The organism is Novosphingobium sp. HNCC26DJ243 (assembly GCF_057180545.1).
Genome location: NZ_JBXUGN010000003.1, coordinates 195,287 through 213,886, shown reverse-complemented (window position 1 = coordinate 213,886; position 18,600 = coordinate 195,287). Strand labels below are relative to the sequence as shown.

Annotated in this window: 24 protein-coding genes and 1 tRNA gene; 17 read left to right on the top strand and 8 right to left on the bottom strand. The window is 62.9% G+C overall.

All coding sequences use genetic code 11. The features are described 5' to 3' along the window. Window positions 1-52 precede the first annotated feature (52 nt). The 9 genes from AC2A04_RS11385 (at window position 53) to AC2A04_RS11345 (ending at window position 4,886) form a co-directional block, all read left to right on the top strand. Entirely contained in the window at window positions 53-259 is a 207-nt protein-coding gene (locus AC2A04_RS11385) for a YnbE family lipoprotein (protein ID WP_484212457.1), read from the top strand. Window positions 260-288: 29 nt separating this feature from the next. Next, a complete protein-coding gene (locus AC2A04_RS11380; protein ID WP_484212456.1) occupies window positions 289-690 on the top strand; it encodes a YdbL family probable chaperone protein in 402 nt (133 codons plus the stop codon). A gap of 226 nt (window positions 691-916) precedes the next feature. Next, window positions 917-1,237 (top strand): AtpZ/AtpI family protein, encoded by a 321-nt coding sequence (locus AC2A04_RS11375; RefSeq protein WP_484212455.1) that lies wholly within the window; start codon window positions 917-919, stop codon window positions 1,235-1,237. Window positions 1,238-1,277: 40 nt separating this feature from the next. Further along, window positions 1,278-2,060, top strand: coding sequence for a F0F1 ATP synthase subunit A (locus tag AC2A04_RS11370; protein ID WP_484212454.1), 783 nt, complete (start codon window positions 1,278-1,280; stop codon window positions 2,058-2,060). A gap of 80 nt (window positions 2,061-2,140) precedes the next feature. Next, window positions 2,141-2,368 carry a F0F1 ATP synthase subunit C gene (locus AC2A04_RS11365; protein ID WP_011444975.1) on the top strand — a complete coding sequence of 76 codons (228 nt, stop codon included), beginning with the start codon at window positions 2,141-2,143 and terminating at the stop codon, window positions 2,366-2,368. 74 nt (window positions 2,369-2,442) lie between these two features. Next, entirely contained in the window at window positions 2,443-2,937 is a 495-nt protein-coding gene (locus AC2A04_RS11360; protein ID WP_484212453.1) for a F0F1 ATP synthase subunit B family protein, read from the top strand. Continuing rightward, window positions 2,930-3,484 (top strand): F0F1 ATP synthase subunit B family protein, encoded by a 555-nt coding sequence (locus AC2A04_RS11355; protein ID WP_484212452.1) that lies wholly within the window; start codon window positions 2,930-2,932, stop codon window positions 3,482-3,484. Before AC2A04_RS11360 ends, AC2A04_RS11355 begins: the two co-directional genes overlap by 8 nt. A 136-nt stretch (window positions 3,485-3,620) precedes the next feature. Then, entirely contained in the window at window positions 3,621-4,349 is a 729-nt protein-coding gene (locus AC2A04_RS11350) for a class I SAM-dependent methyltransferase (protein ID WP_484212451.1), read from the top strand. Between the two features lie 105 nt (window positions 4,350-4,454). Next, complete coding sequence (locus tag AC2A04_RS11345) at window positions 4,455-4,886, top strand: hypothetical protein (protein WP_484212450.1); 432 nt, start codon at window positions 4,455-4,457, stop codon at window positions 4,884-4,886. A 112-nt stretch (window positions 4,887-4,998) separates the two neighbouring features. Here AC2A04_RS11345 and AC2A04_RS11340 read toward each other — a convergent pair whose 3' ends face one another. The 3 genes from AC2A04_RS11340 to rpsA all read right to left on the bottom strand — a co-directional run bounded on the left by AC2A04_RS11340 (window position 4,999) and on the right by rpsA (window position 8,640). Next, the gene (locus tag AC2A04_RS11340) at window positions 4,999-6,027 is read right to left on the bottom strand and encodes a LacI family DNA-binding transcriptional regulator (protein ID WP_484212449.1); all 1,029 of its coding nucleotides are present in this window, start codon (window positions 6,025-6,027) and stop codon (window positions 4,999-5,001) included. Window positions 6,028-6,071: 44 nt separating this feature from the next. After that, complete coding sequence (gene gloB / locus AC2A04_RS11335) at window positions 6,072-6,836, bottom strand: hydroxyacylglutathione hydrolase (protein ID WP_484212448.1); 765 nt, start codon at window positions 6,834-6,836, stop codon at window positions 6,072-6,074. 97 nt (window positions 6,837-6,933) lie between these two features. Then, entirely contained in the window at window positions 6,934-8,640 is a 1,707-nt protein-coding gene (rpsA, locus tag AC2A04_RS11330; protein WP_484212447.1) for a 30S ribosomal protein S1, read from the bottom strand. Between the two features lie 284 nt (window positions 8,641-8,924). Here rpsA and AC2A04_RS11325 point away from each other — a divergent pair, with 284 nt between their 5' ends. Then, complete coding sequence (locus AC2A04_RS11325) at window positions 8,925-10,223, top strand: adenylate/guanylate cyclase domain-containing protein (RefSeq protein ID WP_484212446.1); 1,299 nt, start codon at window positions 8,925-8,927, stop codon at window positions 10,221-10,223. Between the two features lie 423 nt (window positions 10,224-10,646). Here the strand turns inward: AC2A04_RS11325 and AC2A04_RS11320 are convergent, their stop codons facing one another. The 3 genes from AC2A04_RS11320 to aroA are packed head-to-tail and all read right to left on the bottom strand — an operon-like array spanning window position 10,647 to window position 12,894. After that, a complete protein-coding gene (locus AC2A04_RS11320; protein WP_484212445.1) occupies window positions 10,647-11,285 on the bottom strand; it encodes a (d)CMP kinase in 639 nt (212 codons plus the stop codon). Continuing rightward, the gene (locus AC2A04_RS11315; protein ID WP_484212444.1) at window positions 11,282-11,536 is read right to left on the bottom strand and encodes a CBU_0592 family membrane protein; all 255 of its coding nucleotides are present in this window, start codon (window positions 11,534-11,536) and stop codon (window positions 11,282-11,284) included. Before AC2A04_RS11315 ends, AC2A04_RS11320 begins: the two co-directional genes overlap by 4 nt. Then, on the bottom strand, window positions 11,533-12,894 hold the full coding sequence (gene aroA / locus AC2A04_RS11310) for a 3-phosphoshikimate 1-carboxyvinyltransferase (RefSeq protein ID WP_484212443.1): 1,362 nt from the start codon (window positions 12,892-12,894) through the stop codon (window positions 11,533-11,535). Before aroA ends, AC2A04_RS11315 begins: the two co-directional genes overlap by 4 nt. 166 nt (window positions 12,895-13,060) lie before the next feature. On the opposite strand from aroA, the gene AC2A04_RS11305 reads away from it, so the two are divergent. From AC2A04_RS11305 to AC2A04_RS11290, 4 genes are all read left to right on the top strand, one after another. Continuing rightward, window positions 13,061-13,378, top strand: coding sequence for an FYDLN acid domain-containing protein (locus AC2A04_RS11305; RefSeq protein WP_484212442.1), 318 nt, complete (start codon window positions 13,061-13,063; stop codon window positions 13,376-13,378). 168 nt (window positions 13,379-13,546) lie between these two features. Further along, window positions 13,547-13,622: transfer RNA gene (locus AC2A04_RS11300), tRNA-Ala, on the top strand. A 160-nt stretch (window positions 13,623-13,782) separates the two neighbouring features. Next, window positions 13,783-14,376 carry a hypothetical protein gene (locus AC2A04_RS11295; RefSeq protein ID WP_484212441.1) on the top strand — a complete coding sequence of 198 codons (594 nt, stop codon included), beginning with the start codon at window positions 13,783-13,785 and terminating at the stop codon, window positions 14,374-14,376. Window positions 14,377-14,379: 3 nt separating this feature from the next. After that, window positions 14,380-15,096 carry a COG3904 family protein gene (locus AC2A04_RS11290; protein ID WP_484212440.1) on the top strand — a complete coding sequence of 239 codons (717 nt, stop codon included), beginning with the start codon at window positions 14,380-14,382 and terminating at the stop codon, window positions 15,094-15,096. A gap of 4 nt (window positions 15,097-15,100) precedes the next feature. Here the strand turns inward: AC2A04_RS11290 and AC2A04_RS11285 are convergent, their stop codons facing one another. Beyond that, window positions 15,101-16,039: an isopenicillin N synthase family dioxygenase gene (locus AC2A04_RS11285; RefSeq protein WP_484212676.1), complete on the bottom strand. Its 939-nt coding sequence runs from the start codon at window positions 16,037-16,039 to the stop codon at window positions 15,101-15,103. Between the two features lie 64 nt (window positions 16,040-16,103). Between AC2A04_RS11285 and AC2A04_RS11280 the strand changes: the two genes are divergently transcribed. From AC2A04_RS11280 to AC2A04_RS11270, 3 genes are all read left to right on the top strand, one after another. Continuing rightward, window positions 16,104-16,547, top strand: coding sequence for an EVE domain-containing protein (locus AC2A04_RS11280; protein ID WP_484212439.1), 444 nt, complete (start codon window positions 16,104-16,106; stop codon window positions 16,545-16,547). 81 nt (window positions 16,548-16,628) lie between these two features. After that, window positions 16,629-16,811, top strand: a complete 183-nt coding sequence (locus AC2A04_RS11275) for a CsbD family protein (RefSeq protein WP_484212438.1) — start codon at window positions 16,629-16,631, stop codon at window positions 16,809-16,811. A gap of 153 nt (window positions 16,812-16,964) precedes the next feature. Beyond that, on the top strand, window positions 16,965-17,231 hold the full coding sequence (locus tag AC2A04_RS11270; RefSeq protein WP_484212437.1) for a hypothetical protein: 267 nt from the start codon (window positions 16,965-16,967) through the stop codon (window positions 17,229-17,231). A gap of 1 nt (window position 17,232) precedes the next feature. On the opposite strand, the gene AC2A04_RS11265 is transcribed toward AC2A04_RS11270, so the two are convergent. Then, window positions 17,233-18,537, bottom strand: coding sequence for an MFS transporter (locus tag AC2A04_RS11265; RefSeq protein WP_484212436.1), 1,305 nt, complete (start codon window positions 18,535-18,537; stop codon window positions 17,233-17,235). Window positions 18,538-18,600 lie beyond the last annotated feature (63 nt).

The following is an 18,600-nucleotide window of genomic DNA, read 5'->3' as shown; positions in this document are numbered from 1 at the left end:
CATGAGGAGCCTGCAATTGACCCGATCCACGAAGCCTGCAACGATCATGCAGATGAGGGAGACCGGAACACGATTGTGGCGGCGCGGCCTGCTGGCGCTGCCGTTGCTGGCGGGGCTGGCGACGGGGGGATGCATTTCGGTCAAGGCACCGGACAAGCCCATCGTCATCGAGCTCAACATCAACATCAAGCAGGAGGTCGTGTACCGGCTCGCGGCAGACGCGGGCAACACGATCGACGAGAACCCGGGCATCTTCTGATGGCCCGTGACATGATTGGGAATACGCAGATGGCGAAGTTCACTGTTCGCAATTGCATGATGACGATCGCCGCTTCCGGCCTCGCGCTCGGCGCGCTGGCACCTGTGGGGGCCTATGCGCAGGCGCGCGATCCGGCCTATGCCGCCGCGCGCGCCGCGGGGCAGGTCGGCGAGAAGATGGACGGTTATCTCGGCTATGTGACGCCGCCGGCGGCCTCGCTGCGCGCCGTGGTCGAGGACATCAACATCAAACGCAAGGCGGTCTACGCCGACAAGGCCCAGGCCAACAAGGCAACCGTCGAGGAATACGCGCTGACATCGGGTTGCCTGCTCATTGCGCAGACCAAGCCGGGCGAAAAGTACCAGGCACCCGATGGTTCGTGGCAGACCCGCGGCAACGGACCGCCGCTGCGTGATTCGCGTTGCCCCTGACGCAGCGTTCGCATACGAATCGCCGACGCATTTTCGCCCTTCTCCACAACCGTGGGGGAGGGCATTTGCTTTTCGTCTCATACCTTGGAGCATGACCGGTCCGTAGCGGTTGACTCGAATGTACCCCCCGCCTAAGGGGGCGGCGCCCTCGGCGGTCCTCCGTCGTTTGTGCTGCACTTTTTGTCGGGCAACTGGCTTCGGCCGGGAAGAATGACAGGGGACTGGCATGGATGATGAACCGTCCGGGATGGAGCCCATCGGCGAGGATGCGCGTATCGACGCGCTCGACAAGCGGCTGAAAGCCCTTCGAGAGCGCGAAGATGAACGCAACCGGCCAAAGGCAGGCGGAGAAACCGACGCGAACTATCGCCTCGGCAACCGCGTGCTGGCGGAACTGATCGGGGGTCTTGTAGGTGGTGCGTTCATCGGCTGGGTCATCGACCAGTTCGCCGGGACGAGCCCCTGGGGGTTGCTGGTGATGTTGTTCATGGGTGTCGTAGTGGCGTTCCGGAACATCATCCGAATTTCGAGCCGGCGCCCCGAATAAGGGCGCTGTTGTTGTATTCGAGTGTAACGGGGTTTTGCGCGTGGCCGAAGGCAAGGTCGATCCGGTTCACCAGTTCACGATCGAGACCCTTTTCGGGACCGATCACTGGGCAATCGGCGGTTACAACATCGCTTTCACCAATTCGGCGCTGTGGATGGCGATCACCACGGTCGTGCTGATCGTGTTCGTCGCAGGCGGTGCCAAGCGCGAGCTGGTGCCCGGTCGTTGGCAGATGGCGGTCGAGGGGCTTACCGGCTTCGTCGACAACCTGCTGCAGGCGAACATCGGCAAGGCGGGCCGCAAGTACCTGCCTTACGTTTTTTCGCTGTTCGCGTTCATCCTGTTTGCCAACATGCTCGGCCTGATGCCGCTGGCGCTGGTCGGGGTGCACCCGTTCACCGCCACGAGCCACTTTACGGTGACCGGCGTTCTCGCGATCATGAGCTTTGCCATCGTGCTCGGCGTCGGCTTTGCCAAGCATGGTTTTCATTTCTTCTCGCTGTTCGTGCCGCACGGTACGCCCGTTGCGATGATCCCGATCATTTTCCCGATCGAGCTGATCTCGTTCATGGTGCGTCCGTTCAGCCTTGGCCTTCGACTCTTTGTGGCGATGATGGCCGGCCACGTGCTGCTTGAAGTGCTCTCGGGCTTCGTCATCTCCGGCACCAACGCCGGGGTAGGCATCTTCTTCCTCGCTGCACTGCCGAGCTTCCTGCTGATGATCGGCATCTGCGCGCTGGAACTTCTGGTGGCGGGCATTCAGGCTTATGTCTTTGCCCTGCTCACCTGCGTCTATCTGAATGACGCCGAGAACCTTCACTGATACCTGCAACCTATCGATTTTTGGCCACCAGTATTTGGGACGATGGTCCCATACGGATTTGAGAAAAGGGAGTTTTTGACATGGACGCAGAAAGCGCAAAGCTGCTCGGAGCCGGTCTCGCCGCTGTTGGCGCCGGTCTTGCCTCGCTCGGCGTGGGCAACGTGTTTGCCAAGTTCCTCGAAGGCGCGCTGCGCAATCCGGGCGCTGCCGACGGCCAGCAAGGTCGTCTGTTCATCGGCTTCGCGGCTGCTGAACTTCTCGGCCTGCTGTCGTTCGTCGTCGCGATGATCCTGATCTTCGTCGCCTAAGCGCTTCGAAGTTCACAGATTGTTGAAATGCTGGCCGGGGTTCGCCCCGGCCGCCTGACGCCCGGACACCCGCGATGCCTCAGATTGAACAGCTTGCCAGCACCTATTCCAGCCAGGTCTTCTGGCTGCTGGTGTTTTTCGGCGTGGTCTTCTTCGTGATCGGCCGGGGCATGGTGCCCAAGGTCATGGCCACGATGGATGGCCGCGACAAGCAGATCGCCGACGATCTCGCTGCGGCAGAAGCCGCGCGCGCCGCCGCCGATGCCGAAGAAGAGGCTTGGCGCGTCCAGGCGAACCAGCAGCGCGCACAGGCCCAGGCCGTGATCGCTGCTGCCAAGGCCGATGCCGCAAAGAAGACCGAAGCGACGCTCGCCGTCGCATCGGCCCGCATCGACGAGACTTTGGCTGCCGCCGAAGCCCGCATTGCTGCAGCACGCGCTGCCGCACTGGGTGAAGTGGAAGGCGTGGCCGCCGAAGCCGCGCAGGATATCGCGAGCCGCATCGCCGGTCTTTCGATCCCTGCCGACGAGGCACAGGCCGCCGTGAAGGGAGTTCTCGCTCATGGCTAATGCCGCTGCCACCACCGCCGTTGTCGAACATGCCGTTCCGGGCGGCGAGCATCACGTCGAACCTTCCGCGCTGGGCCTTGGGCCGGGCGCGTGGGTCGCGCTTTCGATGCTGATCTTCCTCGGCATCCTGGCTTTCAAGAAGGTGCCAGGCGCTATTGTCGGCGGTCTCGACAAGCAGATCGATGCGATCCGCAAGCAGCTCGACGAAGCCAAGGTGCTCCGTGCCGAAGCCGAGAAGCTGCGTGCCGAATACGCAAGCAAGATCGCCAATGCCGAGAAGGATGCGGCATCGATGGTCGAGCACGCGAAGACTGAGGCCGCCGCGATCGTCGCCAAGGCCGAAACCGACGCGACTGCAATGATCGGCCGCCGTGAAAAGATGGCCGCCGACAAGATCGGCGCGGCCGAACGCGCCGCTGTCGACGAACTGCGCGCCAAGGCTGCCGAAGCGGCAACTGCCGCTGCACGCCAGCTTATCGCCAAGAACCACTCCGCCGGAGCCGACAAGGCGCTGGTCGATGGCGCCATCGCGGGGCTCGTGAACTGATCGCCTAGTTGGTCTCACCGGCTTCCGAACAAAAGCCCCTTCCGGCCCGCGCCGGGAGGGGCTTTTGTTTGTGGAATGATCCTCGGTATGGTCGGCTCCGGCTTCGGCCGTACTCAGAGCAGGCAGGGAGAAGGTGGTGGCGCTCTATGACACGATCGGCGAGGGCTATGATCTCCTGCGCAAGCCGGATCCTCGCATAGCATTGCAGATCCGTTCTGCGCTCGGGACGGCGCGTAGTGTCGTCAACGTCGGTGCCGGAACTGGTTCCTACGAACCGGATGATCGCGAGGTGACTGCGGTAGAGCCGTCTGCCGAGATGATCGGCAAGCGTGGAGACGGGGCCGCACCCGCCTTGCAAGCGTCTGCAGAGGCCTTGCCGTTTGGCGACAATGCCTTCGATGCAGCCATGGCGGTATTGACGATCCACCATTGGCAGAATCAGCAAGCGGGCTTGCGCGAAATGCGACGCGTGTCGCGCGGGCCCGTTGTTGTCGTTACCTACGACCCGGCGCATCGCCCGTGGTTGACTGAGTACCTGCCCGAGCTTGCATGCCTCGACGAGCGCCAGATGCCGCCCATGGACTTTTACGAGCGGTGTCTAGGCCAAGTGAAGGTCATGCCGTTGCTGGTTCCGCACGATTGCTCGGACGGCTTTCTCTACGCCTACTGGCGCAGGCCGCACGCCTATCTTGACCCTGCGCTGCGCAAGGGCAGTTCATCGTTCTGGGCCTTGGGCGAGTCCGTCGATTCAGGCCTTGCAAGGCTGCGGGACGACCTGTCGACCGGGCAATGGCAAGAGCGTCATGCAGGACTTCTCTCGCAAGAGGCGTGGGATGTCGGCTACCGGTTAGTGGTGGCCGCGTGACGTCGCGGGCGGCCTCTTCAACCCGGGCCCCGCCATTCGTTGCCAGGGTCGATTCGGTGATGTAAAAGCCGCGTGAATAGACAGTCAGTGTATCGGGGTTCTCACATGCGCGTTGGAAACATTGTACTCGGCACATTGGCCTACACAGCCGTCACATTCCCAATAGCCGTGGTATGGCATCTTGTTCTATTCAAGGAGAAATATGCAGCCTTTGGCTATTTCAGCGGCGAGCCGAACATTCTTTTGGGGTTTATTTCCATTGTAATTCAAGGAGCTGTTCTGTCTGCACTGTTTCCTCGGGTTTTGTTCGCCGGCACGCCTGTCATGCGGGGCCTAAAGTTTTCGGCGATGATCGGCACCTTCTTCTGGACTTCGCATGTCCTGGCACTCGTGGCCAAGCAAGAGGTTCCCGGGGCTCCCCTTTTTGTGGTCATGGAGACGGGCTATCTTGGGGTGCAGTTCGGCATTTTCGGGCTGCTGATTGCACTGATCCATGAACGCCGACGGAGTGAAGTCCCCGCGTCCGTTCAAGGCTAGCTCTGCCCCGCTCGTCGATAAGCGGTCAGCCGGATTTCTTGAAAAGACGGACGTGGGCTCCGCACTTTCGGCCGAATAGTCGTCGATCTGCTGGCTGGACCGTGATGTGATCTCAGGCCCGCGTCGAACCCCGGATCAGCAGCTTGACCGGTACGCGACGGCCGGAGCCTTCGGTGCCGCTGATCTTGGCCAGGAGCTGTTCGACCATCAGGCTTCCCGCCATCTGGAAGTCGGGCTCAATCGTCGTGAGCGGCGGGGTTGACCATGCTCCGGCGCGGATGCCGTCAAAGCCGATGATACCCACCTGATCGGGGATGGAATAACCTCGCGCGGTCAGTTCCTTGAGTGCGCCGAGCGCCATCTCGTCGCAGACGGCGAAGATTGCGTCGAACGGCGCGCCGGCCTCGCATAGGGCAATGGCGGCGCGGCGGCCCTGTTCCTCACGCGAGAGGCCTGATTCCACCTGTACAAGCCGTGGTTCCTGCCCGGCGCTGCGCATGGCTTCGGCATAGCCCTCATAGCGCTCCTGGAACTGGCGCTGGGGCGACGTGGCCGAGCCGAGGCAGACGATGTCGCTATAACCGCGCACGAGCAGGTGGCGGGTCGCGAGCATCGCGCCGGACAGGTTGTCGCTGCGCACCCACGGCATCTCGTTGTCGGGCGAGCCCCAGCAGGTCCAATGCGTGCCCTGCGGCATATCGCGGAAATAGTCCCACGCCTTGGTGTTGGTCGTGGTGCCGATCACGATCATGCCATCGGCCTTTCGCCGTTCCTGGAAATGGCCCCAGAAATTCTCGGGCGCATCTTGGAACGAGACCAATGTCTCGTAGCCCTTGGCCGAGGCAGCCGCGCAAGTGGAGCCGAGCAGGGAGAAGTAGAAGGGATTGATATCCTTGCGATCCTGCGCCTCTCGGCAGATCATCACAACCGCAAGCGTGCCGGTGCGGCCCCGGCGCAGTCGAGCGGCGTTTTCGTCCACCTGATAGTTCAGTCGGCGCGCAGCCTCGATCACGCGCTGGCGCGTCGGCTCGCTGATCGACGTATCGCCGGCGAGGGCGCGGCTCACGGTCGACTGACTGACGCCTGCCGCTTCTGCGACGTCGAACGACGTTACTCGGATGATCTTCCTGTCGCTCGGCATTCGCGCATCTTCCCCCGGTCAACTCTCCTTTAGCAGGATCGGCGTCAGCGGAAAGTGTCCTTCGCGGCACGCAGCGCGGCAAATGTCTCGACCGGGGAATTGCCGCCCCAGCGCTCGGCCATATCGGGCGCATCGGCGCGCAGGAACGGGTTTGCGGCAAGCTCGGCTTGAAGCGTTGTCGGCACGGTCCATTGTCCTTGTTCCCGGCGAGCGTCGACATTGGCGGCATAGGCTTCGAGCGCCGCATTGTCGGGATCGGCAAAGAGGGCAAAGCGTGCGTTGGACTGGGTATATTCGTGCGCGCTGTAGAGCGTCGTGGCGGCGGGCAGTGACTTGAGGCGCGAAAGGCTGGCCCAGAACTGATCGGGCGTCCCTTCAAACATGCGCCCGCAACCGAGCGGGAACAGCGCATCGCCAACAAAGGCCACACAGGCCTCAGGCAGATGGTAGGCGCAATGGCCGAGCGTGTGGCCGCCGACGTCGATCACTTCGGCGGTGTAACTACCCAGGGTGACGCTATCGCCCTGCGCGACAGTGCGATCGACCGCGGTGATCTTGCCGGCATCGGTGGCAGGCGCAACAATCGTGCAGCCGGTGGCCCGCTTGATCGCCTCGTTTCCGCCTGCATGATCGGGGTGCCAGTGGGTGTTCCAGATCTGGGTGATGCGCCAACCCTTCGCTTCGGCCTCGCGCAAGTAGGCATCGGCATCGGGTGTATCGATGCACGCCGTCTCGCCGCTGGCGGGATCGTGGACGAGGAAGCCGTAGTTGTCGGACAGGCAGGGGAACTGGTGGATTTGCAGGGTCATGCCGGCTTTCTAGCGGCGTCTGCCGCACAAAGCAAAAGCCCGCCCGGATTTCTCCGGACGGACTTTTGCTTGTTCGGTGCCTTGAAGGCGGTGAAGCTTACTGCTTCGCCTTCAGCGCGGCGCCGAGGATGTCGCCCAGCGAAGCGCCGGCATCCGACGAGCCGTACTGCTCCACGGCTTCCTTCTCTTCGGCGAGCTGACGCGCCTTGACCGAGAAGTTCGGCTTCTTCGAACGATCGAAGCCGGTGACCATGGCATCGAGCTTCTGGCCGACCTGGAAGCGGTCCGGACGCTGTTCGTCACGGTCGCGGCCCAGATCCGAGCGCTTGATGAAGCCGGTCGCGCCGTCTTCGCCAGCCTGCACTTCGAGGCCGCCATCGCGGACTTCGAGGATGGTGACGGTGACGACTTCGCCGCGGCGCAGCGAACCGGTTGCAGCTGCCGAAGCACCGCCGGCAGCCGGAGCGCCCTTTTCAAGCTGCTTCATGCCGAGGCTGATGCGTTCCTTCTCGACGTCGACATCGAGAACCACGGCCGAAACCTGCTCGCCCTTGCGGTGCAGTGCCAGCGCGTCTTCGCCCGAGATGCCCCAGGCGATGTCCGACATGTGAACCATGCCGTCGACGTCGCCGTCCAGGCCGATGAACAGGCCGAACTCGGTGGCGTTCTTGACTTCGCCTTCCACGGTCGAACCGACCGGGTGCTTTTCGGCGAAGGCTTCCCACGGGTTCTGCTGGGCCTGCTTGAGGCCGAGGCTGATGCGACGCTTGTCGCTGTCGACCTCGAGAACCAGCACGTCGACTTCCTGCGAGGTCGAGACGATCTTGCCGGGGTGGACGTTCTTCTTGGTCCAGGACATTTCCGAAACGTGGACGAGGCCTTCGATGCCAGCTTCCAGTTCGACGAATGCGCCGTATTCGGTGATGTTCGTGACAACGCCCGAGAGCTTCGCACCGACCGGGTACTTGGCGGCAACGCCATCCCACGGATCCGATTCCAGCTGCTTCATGCCGAGGCTGATGCGCTGGGTGTCCTGGTTGATGCGGATGATCTGCACCTTGACGGTATCGCCGATGGCGATCACTTCGCTCGGGTGGTTGACGCGCTTGTAGCTCATGTCGGTGACATGGAGCAGGCCGTCGATGCCGCCCAGATCAACGAACGCACCGTAATCGGTGATGTTCTTGACCACGCCGTCGATGATCTGGCCTTCCTTGAGGTTCTGGATCAGGCCCGAGCGCTGTTCGGCGCGGGTTTCTTCCAGCACCGCACGGCGCGAGACGACGATGTTGCCGCGGCGGCGGTCCATCTTGAGGATCTGGAAGGGCTGCGGCATGTCCATCAGCGGGGTGACGTCGCGCACGGGGCGGATGTCGACCTGGCTGCCAGGGAGGAAGGCCACGGCGCCGTCGAGGTCGACGGTGAAGCCGCCCTTGACGCGACCGAAGATCACGCCTTCGACGCGCTTGCCTTCGCCAAATTCGTTTTCGAGCTTGTCCCACGCGGCTTCGCGGCGAGCGCGGTCACGCGAGAGCATTGCTTCGCCGTCGGCGTTCTCGACGCGGTCGACGTAGACTTCGACTTCGTCGCCGACCGAGAGGCCGTGCGGCTGGCCGGGTGCGGCAAATTCGCGCAGGGCAACGCGGCCCTCGCTCTTCAGGCCCACGTCGATGACGGCCTTGTCGTTTTCGATGGCGGTGATGGTGCCCTTGACGACGCGGCCTTCAAAGCCACCGTTGGCGGCTCCGCCAAGCGTTTCGTCAAGCAGCGCGGCGAAATCGTCGCGCGAGGGATTGGTAGCCATTGTGAGCTTCCTGTAACGATGTTTCCGGCCTGGCGGTTGAATCCGCCGGTCTTTCCTCCACTCGTCCGCCCCATGCGGAAAGTGGGCCAAAAAGGGCCGAGCCACCCGCCGGGCCGTATGCCATGGCGGGTATCCGGGCAGACGCAAGCGCCTGTCGGACCGGCGGCCCTTAGGCGCGGGGGGCGTGAAAAGCAAGGAAAATGGGGAGGCCGCCGCGTTAGGAAACAAAGGGGAAAACCCGTTAACCGCACCGTGCTATGGTTCATGCCGATAAGGGGGAAATCATGGAGCAGCCCGGCGTGTTCAGCAGTTTCGGCGATGCATCCACCGAAGCGCGCTACAATGAGACCGCGCGTGCGCTGCGCATGCCGTTCGTGCGCATCTATGGGGCGATCTTCATGGTCGTTGCGCTGGCCTATTCGATCGTAAACCCTGTTTATCTCGTGCCCGAGGAGAATGCGACGCTGGCCATACTGCTCGGCACCGCCTTGCTGGTCTGCGGAATCTATATCGCGGGCACCTTCTGGCAGAATTACATCCGGCACCCGATGATCGACTTTACGGCATTGCTGGTGCTGGCCTTGCTCGTCGGGCGGATCAACGTGGTGTTGTTCGAGCATCTGGAAGGCGATGGCAGCACGCTCCACGCGGTAGGTGTGATCAACCGGCTCGTAATTACCGCCTTTGCCGCTGTGACGCTCGCGGGGCGTCCGCGACTGTTCCTCGCGTGGATGACTTGCGATGCCTTTGGCTGGATCGCGCAAGTTGCGACCGGGAGGCCGGACCTGTCCTCGCTGATCTATGCAATCCTGAGTTATTGCAGTGGCGCATTCATCATGATCGCAATCAACCTTGCGGTGGGACGGACCAGCAGGTCGGCGTTCCAGCTCGCCGATGCTCTTGATGCGGAGCGTCAGCGCAACGAGGAACTGGTGCTCAACATGCTGCCATCGGCGGCAGTGGCGCGCATTCGCGGTGGTTTGATTGTGGCCGACTCCTATTCGGACGCGAGCGTGATCTTCATCGATATGGTGGGCTTCTCCAAACTGGCCAAGCGCATCTCGCCGGGGCATCTCGTCGAATTGCTCAATACCTTCTTCAACCACGCCGATTCCTGCGCCCGGGAATTCGGGGTGGAGAAGGTCAAGACCGTGGGCGATGCCTATCTGGCGATTGCAGGCGGCAACGTTTCGACTGGAAACAGCGCCGACGCCGCCATTGCCTTTGCCCATGCAGTTCTCGAAGGCGTCGATGATTTGCGCCGCGTGGCAGGCGTAGACGAAGTCGGTCTGCGGGTCGGCGTCCACTCGGGGCCGGTCGTCGGCGGGGTTATCGGCGCGACGCGGATGGCCTATGATTACTGGGGCGACACGGTGAACATCGCTGCGCGCATCGAAGGCACTGCCGCGATCAATGGCATCGCGATCTCGGAAAGCACGTGGCTGCGCGCTTCGGACCGTTCCAGCTTCGGACCGCCCTGCATGACCACGCTCAAGGGCGTCGGCGATACTTGCGTCTTTCACACCGTTGTGGACTGCGCACAGACGGCAAGCGTTCCCGAAGGCGGGCAGGAAGCGGCTTAGTCTTCACTTACCACTTCCTGCGTACCTCATTAGACCGCGAGTTGCGTTGCAGCGGGGGCAACGGCTTCTGGAGGTGGAGCTGAAGAGGCGGGGACTTCAAGCACGCGCGGTTCCGTGATCGTTGCGCGGAAAGCGATATCTTCATCCAGGAATCCCTTGACCCCTGAGCCGCTGGCAATGAACGCGCTCGTTCCGGTGGTAAAGAAACCTGCGAGGGGAATAAGGGCAACGGAAGCCACAACGCCTCCAGTTCCGGTTACGCCTTTGTCGTCAAAAGTCCCGGTGAGCCGAATGTTTCGATCACCTACGCGCATTGAGATGACGCGAGCGCCGATTCAGTACTAACGCACTGTTGGCTGAATGCACCTGATTTTTCTACAGACTTTGCACGGGCCGAAGTGCTGGGCGGGGATATTCATCAAGTTATCGTAGTTGAGATTTCGCCCTCAATTGCTTCTCGACCAGCGCAATCGCCGTAGCCACGGCCATTTCCTTCGCCAGATTCGACGTATCGAGCAAAACCGCCCCTTCTGCCTGGCGCAAGGGGGCCTCTGTGCGGTTGCGGTCGCGTTCGTCGCGGGCTTCGAGGTCGGCTTCGATTTCGGCGCGGTCCACGTCCAGCCCCAGGCCCTTCATTTCCATCCAGCGGCGCAGGGCGCGAGCCGGGACGCTGGCGGTCACGAACAGCTTGGCGTCGGCGTGGGGGGCGATGACGGTGGCGATGTCGCGGCCGTCGAGGACCGCGCCGCCGGGTTGGTTGGCAAAGGCCTGCTGGCGCGCGAGCAGCGCGGCGCGCACGGCGGGGTGGACCGACACGCGGCTGGCATATCCGCCGGTTTCCTCGGTGCGCAGGTCCGGGTCGGCCAGCAGCGCGTCGTCGAAATGGCACGCGGCGAGGGCGTCCGTCGGATCGTCGGGATTGCCGCCGGTGAGGAACACTTGCCGTCCGACCGCGCGATAGAGCAGGCCGGTGTCGAGGTGGGGCAGTCCGAAATGCGCAGCCAGAGCCTTGGCAATGGTGCCCTTGCCCGAGGCGGTCGGACCGTCGACAGCGATGATCATTTCGCGTTACCCCGCGCGCGGAAGGCCTTCACGAGGCCCCAGATGGCGATGGAAGCCCAGAAGAATTCGAGAACGAACGAGGCCGGGTTCATGTTGTAAAGCAGGGACACCGTCAGCAGCGCAGCGCCGGCCAGATTGACGCCATGCTGCACGAACGGATTTGGGCTTCCGGCCTTTGTGGCATAACCATAGGCGAAAATGATGCAGCCCATGCCGATAAAACCGCAGATATTGGCAAGCGTCGCACTCATGCCGCTGTGCTGACGCTTTCCAGCAGGCTTTCGAACACGGGGAAGCTGGTGGCGATCGGGCGGGTGTCGTCCACCTCCACGCCAGTGCGGCTGGCGATCCCGGCCACAGCCATGGCCATGGCGATGCGGTGATCGAGGTGCGTGACGACGCTGGCGCCCTCGGCTGTGCCGGGGAGGGGATCGCCGCCGGTGCCGTCGATGATCAATCCATCTTCGATCTCGGTGACGGTAGCGCCCGCCAGGGTCAACGCGGCATGCATGGCGCTGATCCGGTCGGATTCCTTGACGCGCAGTTCTTCGAGGCCGGTCGTCACCGTGCGGCCGTTGGCCAGCGCGGCGGCGACGAACAGGATCGGGAATTCATCGACCATGCTCGGCACCACGGCAGGATCGACGTCGATCCCGGTGAGCACCGAGTGCCGCACGCGCAGGTCTGCCACCGGCTCTCCGCCGACATCGCGGCGGTCCAGTTCCTCGATCGATCCGCCCATCAGGCGCAACACGTCGAACAGGGCGGCGCGGGTGGGGTTGAGGCCGACGTTCTCGACCACGAGGTCCGAGCCTTCGACCAGCAGTGCGGCGACGACGAAGAACGCGGCGGAAGAGGGATCGCCGGGGACGACGATGTCCTGCGGGCGGAGTTCCGCCTCGCCGGTGACGCGAATGACGCGCGCGCCGTCGTCGGCAATGTCCACGGACAGTTCGGCGCCGAAGCCGCGCAACATGCGTTCGGAGTGATCGCGCGTGGGTACAGGTTCGATCACCGTGGTGACGCCGGGCGTGTTGAGTCCGGCCAGCAGGATCGCGCTCTTGACCTGCGCCGAGGCGACGGGGAGGCGATATTCGATCGGCACGGCGGGCGAAATTCCGCGCAAGGTCAGCGGCAGGCGACCGCCTGGGCTGGCGGTGAATTGCGCGCCCATTGTCGAAAGCGGATCGATCACGCGGCCCATCGGGCGCTTCGAGAGGCTGGCATCGCCGACGAACGTGGCGGTTATCGGGTGCGTGGCAACCAGTCCCATGAGCAGGCGTGTGGACGTGCCCGAATTGCCCATGTCGAGCGCCTGCTGCGGCTGGAGCAGGCCACCGACGCCCACGCCGTGGACGTGCCACATGGCGTCTGCATCGCGCTCGATCGTCGCGCCCATCGCGCGCATGGCGGCAGCGGTGGAGAGTACGTCCTCGCCTTCGAGGAGCCCGGTGACGCGTGTTTCGCCCACGGCCAGCGCACCCAGCATGATCGACCGGTGGCTGATCGACTTGTCGCCGGGGACGCGAATCCTTCCCTTTAGCGGGCCGGTGGCGGTGAAGCGGCGAGGCTGCTTGCTGGCGAGATCGTGGGACGACACGGTGTTCATCAACTTTCGCGAGGGAGATGACAGGGAAAAGCGCGCGGCTTTTGACAGCGTGGCGCGCCTATGGCAAGGCGCGCCCTCTCTTGATTCCGCGAAGACGCGGACCCATCAAGCGTAGAGTTTCTCCGCCCGGCCAATCCTGTCGCCGGGCCAGACTTGAGGAAGTTTCATGGTCAAGCCGGAATGGGGCGCCAAGCACAGCTGTCCGAAGTGCGGCACCCGCTTCTACGATCTGGGCAAGGATGACCCGATCACCTGCGTCGAATGCAAGTATGCATGGACCGCCGAACCGGTGCTGAAGTCTAAGCAGCCGATCCCCTACGAGGAAATCCAGAAGGAGAAGGTCGACGTCGCACCTGACGTTGATCTGGCCGACGAGGATCTCGACATCGACGAAGACGGCGATTCGCCCGACAACGACGTCGATCTTGGCGGTGACGACGATCTTGGCGTCCCGGGCCAGAGCGGCGACGAGGACGAAGTCTGATGCAAGCTGGGCCCGCGTTTGCGCGCGGGTCCTGCAGCTGCCCGGCAAAAAAATCCGGGCTGGCGAAAAATGGTCTTGCCAGCGCCAAGGGCTTCTCTTAGAGGCGCGGCTCCCGGCGAGAGACACCGCCGGAACGGTCCGCCTCCCAGGGCGAACCTGATGGATAATGGGGCCTTAGCTCAGCTGGGAGAGCGCCTGCATGGCATGCAGGAGGTCAGCGGTTCGATCCCGCTAGGCTCCACCATCCTTTTCGAACAGGCCGTCTTCGGGCGGCCTTTTTCGTTTTGCGCCCGGACGTTTGCCACGCGCGGCATATCCGCTTGCGATTGACGCACATCACACCCCTGATAGCATTGGAAGGCGTAAGGGCGCGGGAACATGGAACACAAGGCAGGATGATTCGCATGAATAGGCGCGCCCCTCGGACATTTCGCACGGCAGGCCGTCTGGTTTGCGCGCTGACCATATCGGCGCTTTTTGCCTCACAGGCCTCGGCGCAATTCGGCGGGTTCAGCATTCCCTCCATCCCGCGCGCTTCATCCTCCTCTGCCAAGTCGTCTGATGGCTGTCCCAAGGGCAAGAGCAAGAGTTCGGGATCGTCCGTGCTGGGTGGATTTCTGAGCCAGGGCCTGGGCCGGGTCGCCAGTTCGGCAGGCGTTTCGAGCTTCTTTCCTTCGGCCGAGGTCGCCGACACCCTGACCAATGCGATCGCCTGCCGCCTCGATCCCGAGGAGCAGAAGCAGGCGGCCGAGGCCACGGTTGAGGCAACGCGGGGCGAGGAAGTGGGCAGCACGGCCTCATGGACGTCGAACACACGCGAGAACGTGTCGGGCACCTCGACGATCATCGCGCGTAATGACGAGCCCGCCGACAGCGCCGGCGAGGGGCGTCAGTGCATCATGGTGACCGACGTGATCATCGTGAACGGCGAGGAGACGACCGCCAACAAGCGCATGTGCCGTGCGCCGGGCTCGGCACGCTACGCTCTGGCGGCCTGACGAATGCGGACCCTGCGGCCCGCATTTCTGGCGTTTTCGCTGCTGCTGACGACCGGAGCAACCAAGCCACCGATAATGGACGTCAAGAACCCCACCTGCCCTGAAAAGGTGGACTGGGGACAGGCGCGGGCCATGACCCTGACCGTTGCCGACAAGGGCGCAAGGCGCGTGCTGATCGCCGACGGTATCATCGATTCACGGCTGCCTGAACGGCTCAAGGGCGCGATCGACGCGGACGAGCGGATCGAGGAAGTCTGGCTCAAGTCGCGCGGGGGCGACGCCGAGGCGGGCAACCGCGCGGGCAAGGTCATTCGTTCCTATCCGGGAATGGTCACGCGAATTCCGGCGGGATGGACGTGTTTTTCTGCCTGCAACTTTGTGTTCATGGGCGGCGACCGGCGCTTCGTCGATCCGGGCGGCGTGTTCATGGTCCACATGTTCACGCACACGGGCGATCGCGACGTGATCGAGATTTCGGTCGACGAGGGCACCGAGGAAACCACGCGCCTCATCGGTGAGATCGAACAGGCCAGCGCGCTTCTGGCGAGCGAGGATAACGACTTCCTGATCCGTATGGGCATCAGCCGCAAGCTGCTGACCGAGATCATGTACAAGCAGCAAGCGGTGGCGTCGAAGGAGAACCCCTCGACGCGCTATTGCCTGAGCCAGGAAGAAGTGCGCCGCTACAACGTGATGCCGGTGGAGCGACCGGCAGGTTGAGCGACTACTTCTTCAATCCGATTTCGCGCAGCCGTTCCTGCAGGTAATCGTCAGCAGTGATTGAATCCGGATAGCGATCGGGGTTTTCCGGCGTCACGCAGTGCGGCAGCGTGTGGAACGCAAAATCGCTGCGCAGGTGCAGGAAGAACGGCATCGAATAGCGGCTGTGACGCGCACGCTCGCCCTCGGGATTGCGCACCCGGTGCGTGGTCGATGGCAGGACATGGTTGGTCAGGCGCTGCAGCATGTCGCCGATGTTGATCACCAGCGCACCCTCGGGCGGCGAGACACTGATCCAGCGCCCATCCTTGGCGAGCAATTCCAGCCCTGCTTCCTCGGCCCCGAGCAGCAGGGTGATGAGGTTGATGTCCTCGTGCGCACCGGCCCGGATCGCACCACTTTCAGCATCAGGGACCGGCGGATAGTGCAGCAGGCGCATGACCGAGTTGCCATCCTCGATTGCAGGATCGAACCAGTGCTCATCAAGGCCGAGCCACACGGCTATGCGCGAAAGGATGCGCGCGCCGACCTTGTCGAATTCGGCGTAGAGCGCTTCGAAGGTTTCGCGGAATCCCTGGGGTTGAGCGGGCCAGATGTTGGGCGGCATCGATGGCCCGGACAATGGGTGGCCCGTAGGCAGGTCTCTGCCTACATGGCAGAATTCCTTGAGGTCGTGCAGCTTTGCGCCCTTGGCGATTTCGGTGCCGAAGGGCGTGTAGCCGCGCGCACCGCCTTGGCCCGCGATGTGGTAGCTGCGCTTTTCGGCGTTTGAGAGGGCGAAGAACTGCGCGGTGAGGTCCCAGGCCCGCGCGATCAGGCGGCGATCGATCCCGTGATCCTTGACCATGGCGAAGCCGAAGGTCTGGAAGCTGTCGCCCAGTTCGCGCGACAGGGCGGCCGGCTCGCGCGTCAGCGAGATAACCGGCAGGGTTTCGAGAGGCATGGTGTTCCAGTTCGCAGAATTGTCGCTATGGAAACCGCCTCTAGCGGGATTCGAACGGGGATTCATGACCAAAATCAACATTGCCGACACGGCTGGCCGCAATCTGTGGCTGATGAAGTCGGAGCCGGACGTCTATGGCTGGGACGATCTGGTGGCCGAAGGCGAGGGCACGTGGGACGGCGTTCGCAACCACCTAGCGGCTCGCAACCTGCGCACCATGCAGGAGGGGGACCTTGCCTTTTTCTACCATTCCAACATCGGCATCGAGATCGTTGGGGTCATCGTGATCAGCAAGGGCGGGCTGACCGATCCAACCGATCCCGAAGGCAAGTGGGCGGCGGTAAAAGTCAAACCAGTTGAAAAGCTTCCGAATTCGGTGACCCTGAAAACGATCAAGGCGACGCCAGAGCTTGCAGGGATGGACCTGATCCGGCTTTCACGCCTGTCCGTAGGTGCGGTGCGACCAGAAGAGTGGGCGCTGGTGCTGAAGATGGCTGGAGCCGTCTGACGGGAACCGCGGTCATTTTCAGACGTAGTATTCTTCGACGAGACGGCAGAGCAATCCGCCGATTTTTCAAGGAGATATCTGATGGGTGAACTGACCGACAAGGCCAAGGGTCTTGCCAACGAAGCTGCCGGAAACATCAAGCAGGGCGTCGGCAAGGCAACTGATGACGCCAGCCTCCACGCCGAAGGCGTGGCGCAGGAGCGCAAGGGCGAAGGCCAGGAAATCAAGGGCAAGGTCAAGGGCGCGCTCGGCGACGACATCTGACCTGACAGTTCGAATGCTTAATCCGGGCCGCCATCCTTCGGGAGGGCGGCCTTTCTTTTTGCACCCGCGCTGATCTGTCCCGCCTTGGAACGGCGCTCAAATTGGCGAGCGGCCCCGGATACCGAATGGTGAAGAAAGCGTTAAAGTGACCTCATGAACAGGTCGCCCGCTCTCGCAACTGCCGCATACGGCACTGCCCGTCACCCCTTCCGCGCATCGCTGCCGCTGCATGCTTTGCGCGAGCTGCCCAGGCTTGAGCCGGAAGTTGTTGCCGCAATGCGGCGGGCCGAGGATCGGCTGCGCGAAGTCGACCTGCGATCCGAGCCAGTCAACCTCAAGCGCATCACGATGCAGGATGTGCGCGACTTCCTGATCGCCTATTGCGCCTGCTTCCTCGCGGTAATGGTCTTCATCGCCTGATTCAGCGGTCGGCGCATTCTGCCTTGTAGAGCAGATAGCCAAGCCAGGCCGAAACGACGCACATGGCGGCACCGAGCAGCAACTGGTCGACGATGGCGACGCCCATCGCGCTCAATGCCACTGCCAGCAGCGATCCGATCACCATCGCGCCGGAGTTGACGATGTTGTTCGCCGCGATCGTGCGCGCGGTTTCCGACTTGTCGACCACGGTTGTGAGGAATGCATAGAGCGGGACCACGAACATGCCGCCCGCGATCGCAATGCCGAGCAGGCAGAGCAGCAGGGGCACGGCCAAAGGCTGGGCAAGGAATGTGCTGACGTCCATCAGCGGCATGCCGGGATGCGGCGTCCATGCCTGGCAGACGAAATGGAAAGCCGCGATGAACAGCCCCATCGCAATGACAGAGGCAGGCGAGTAGCGCGCCGATACAGTACCCTTGAGCAATGCGTTGATCGAGACCGATCCGATCGCAATGCCGACCGAGAACATCACGAGGAACAGGCTGGCCACTTCCTTGCTGGCCGAAAGCACGTTCTTGGCAAGCGGCGGGAACTGGATGAATAGCACCGTGCCCACGGTCCAGAAGAAGCTGATGGCGATGATCGCCATGAAAACCTGCCGGTGCCGCGTGGTGTTGCGGATGAGCTGCACCGATGAGCGCCAGACATTGTAGTCGACCGGCTGCGCGTCGATCATGGGCGGGGCAGGGGGCACCTGTCGCCCGGAGAGGTAGCCGATCATTGCAGTCATAACCACACCGCCTGCGGCCACTTCAACCGGTATCCACCCCGCAAGGATCGTGCCTGCAAGGATTGCGATATAGGTGCCAGCTTCGACAAGGCCCGTTCCGGCGAGAACTTCACCCTCATGCAGATGTTGCGGCAGGATCGCGTATTTGATCGGTCCAAAGAACGTGGAATGCACGCCCATGGCCAGCAATGCCGCCAACATCAGCGGGATCGCGATTGCCTGCACCTCCACGCCGGCCCACGCCAGCACCAGCCCGCCACCGCCGACCAGCATGATCGCGATTTCGCAGGCTTTCACGATGCGGATGATCCGCGCCTTGTCGCGCATGTCGGCCAACTGGCCTGCGAGCGCCGACAGCAGGAAGAACGGCAGGATGAACAGGCCCGAGGCAATCGCCGAGAAACGTGCCTCGGCAGCTTCGGAACTGTAGACGCTGTACACCACGTACAGCACCATCGCGTTCTTGTAGAGATTGTCGTTGAAGGCGCCCAGCAATTGCGTGACGAACAAGGGCAGGAAGCGGCGCGTGCGCACCAGATGCGTCGATGTTGTCATGTACCTGTTTGCCAGCCACCCACTTCGCGCGCACCCTTAACCCGATGGGAGACATGGGCAAGG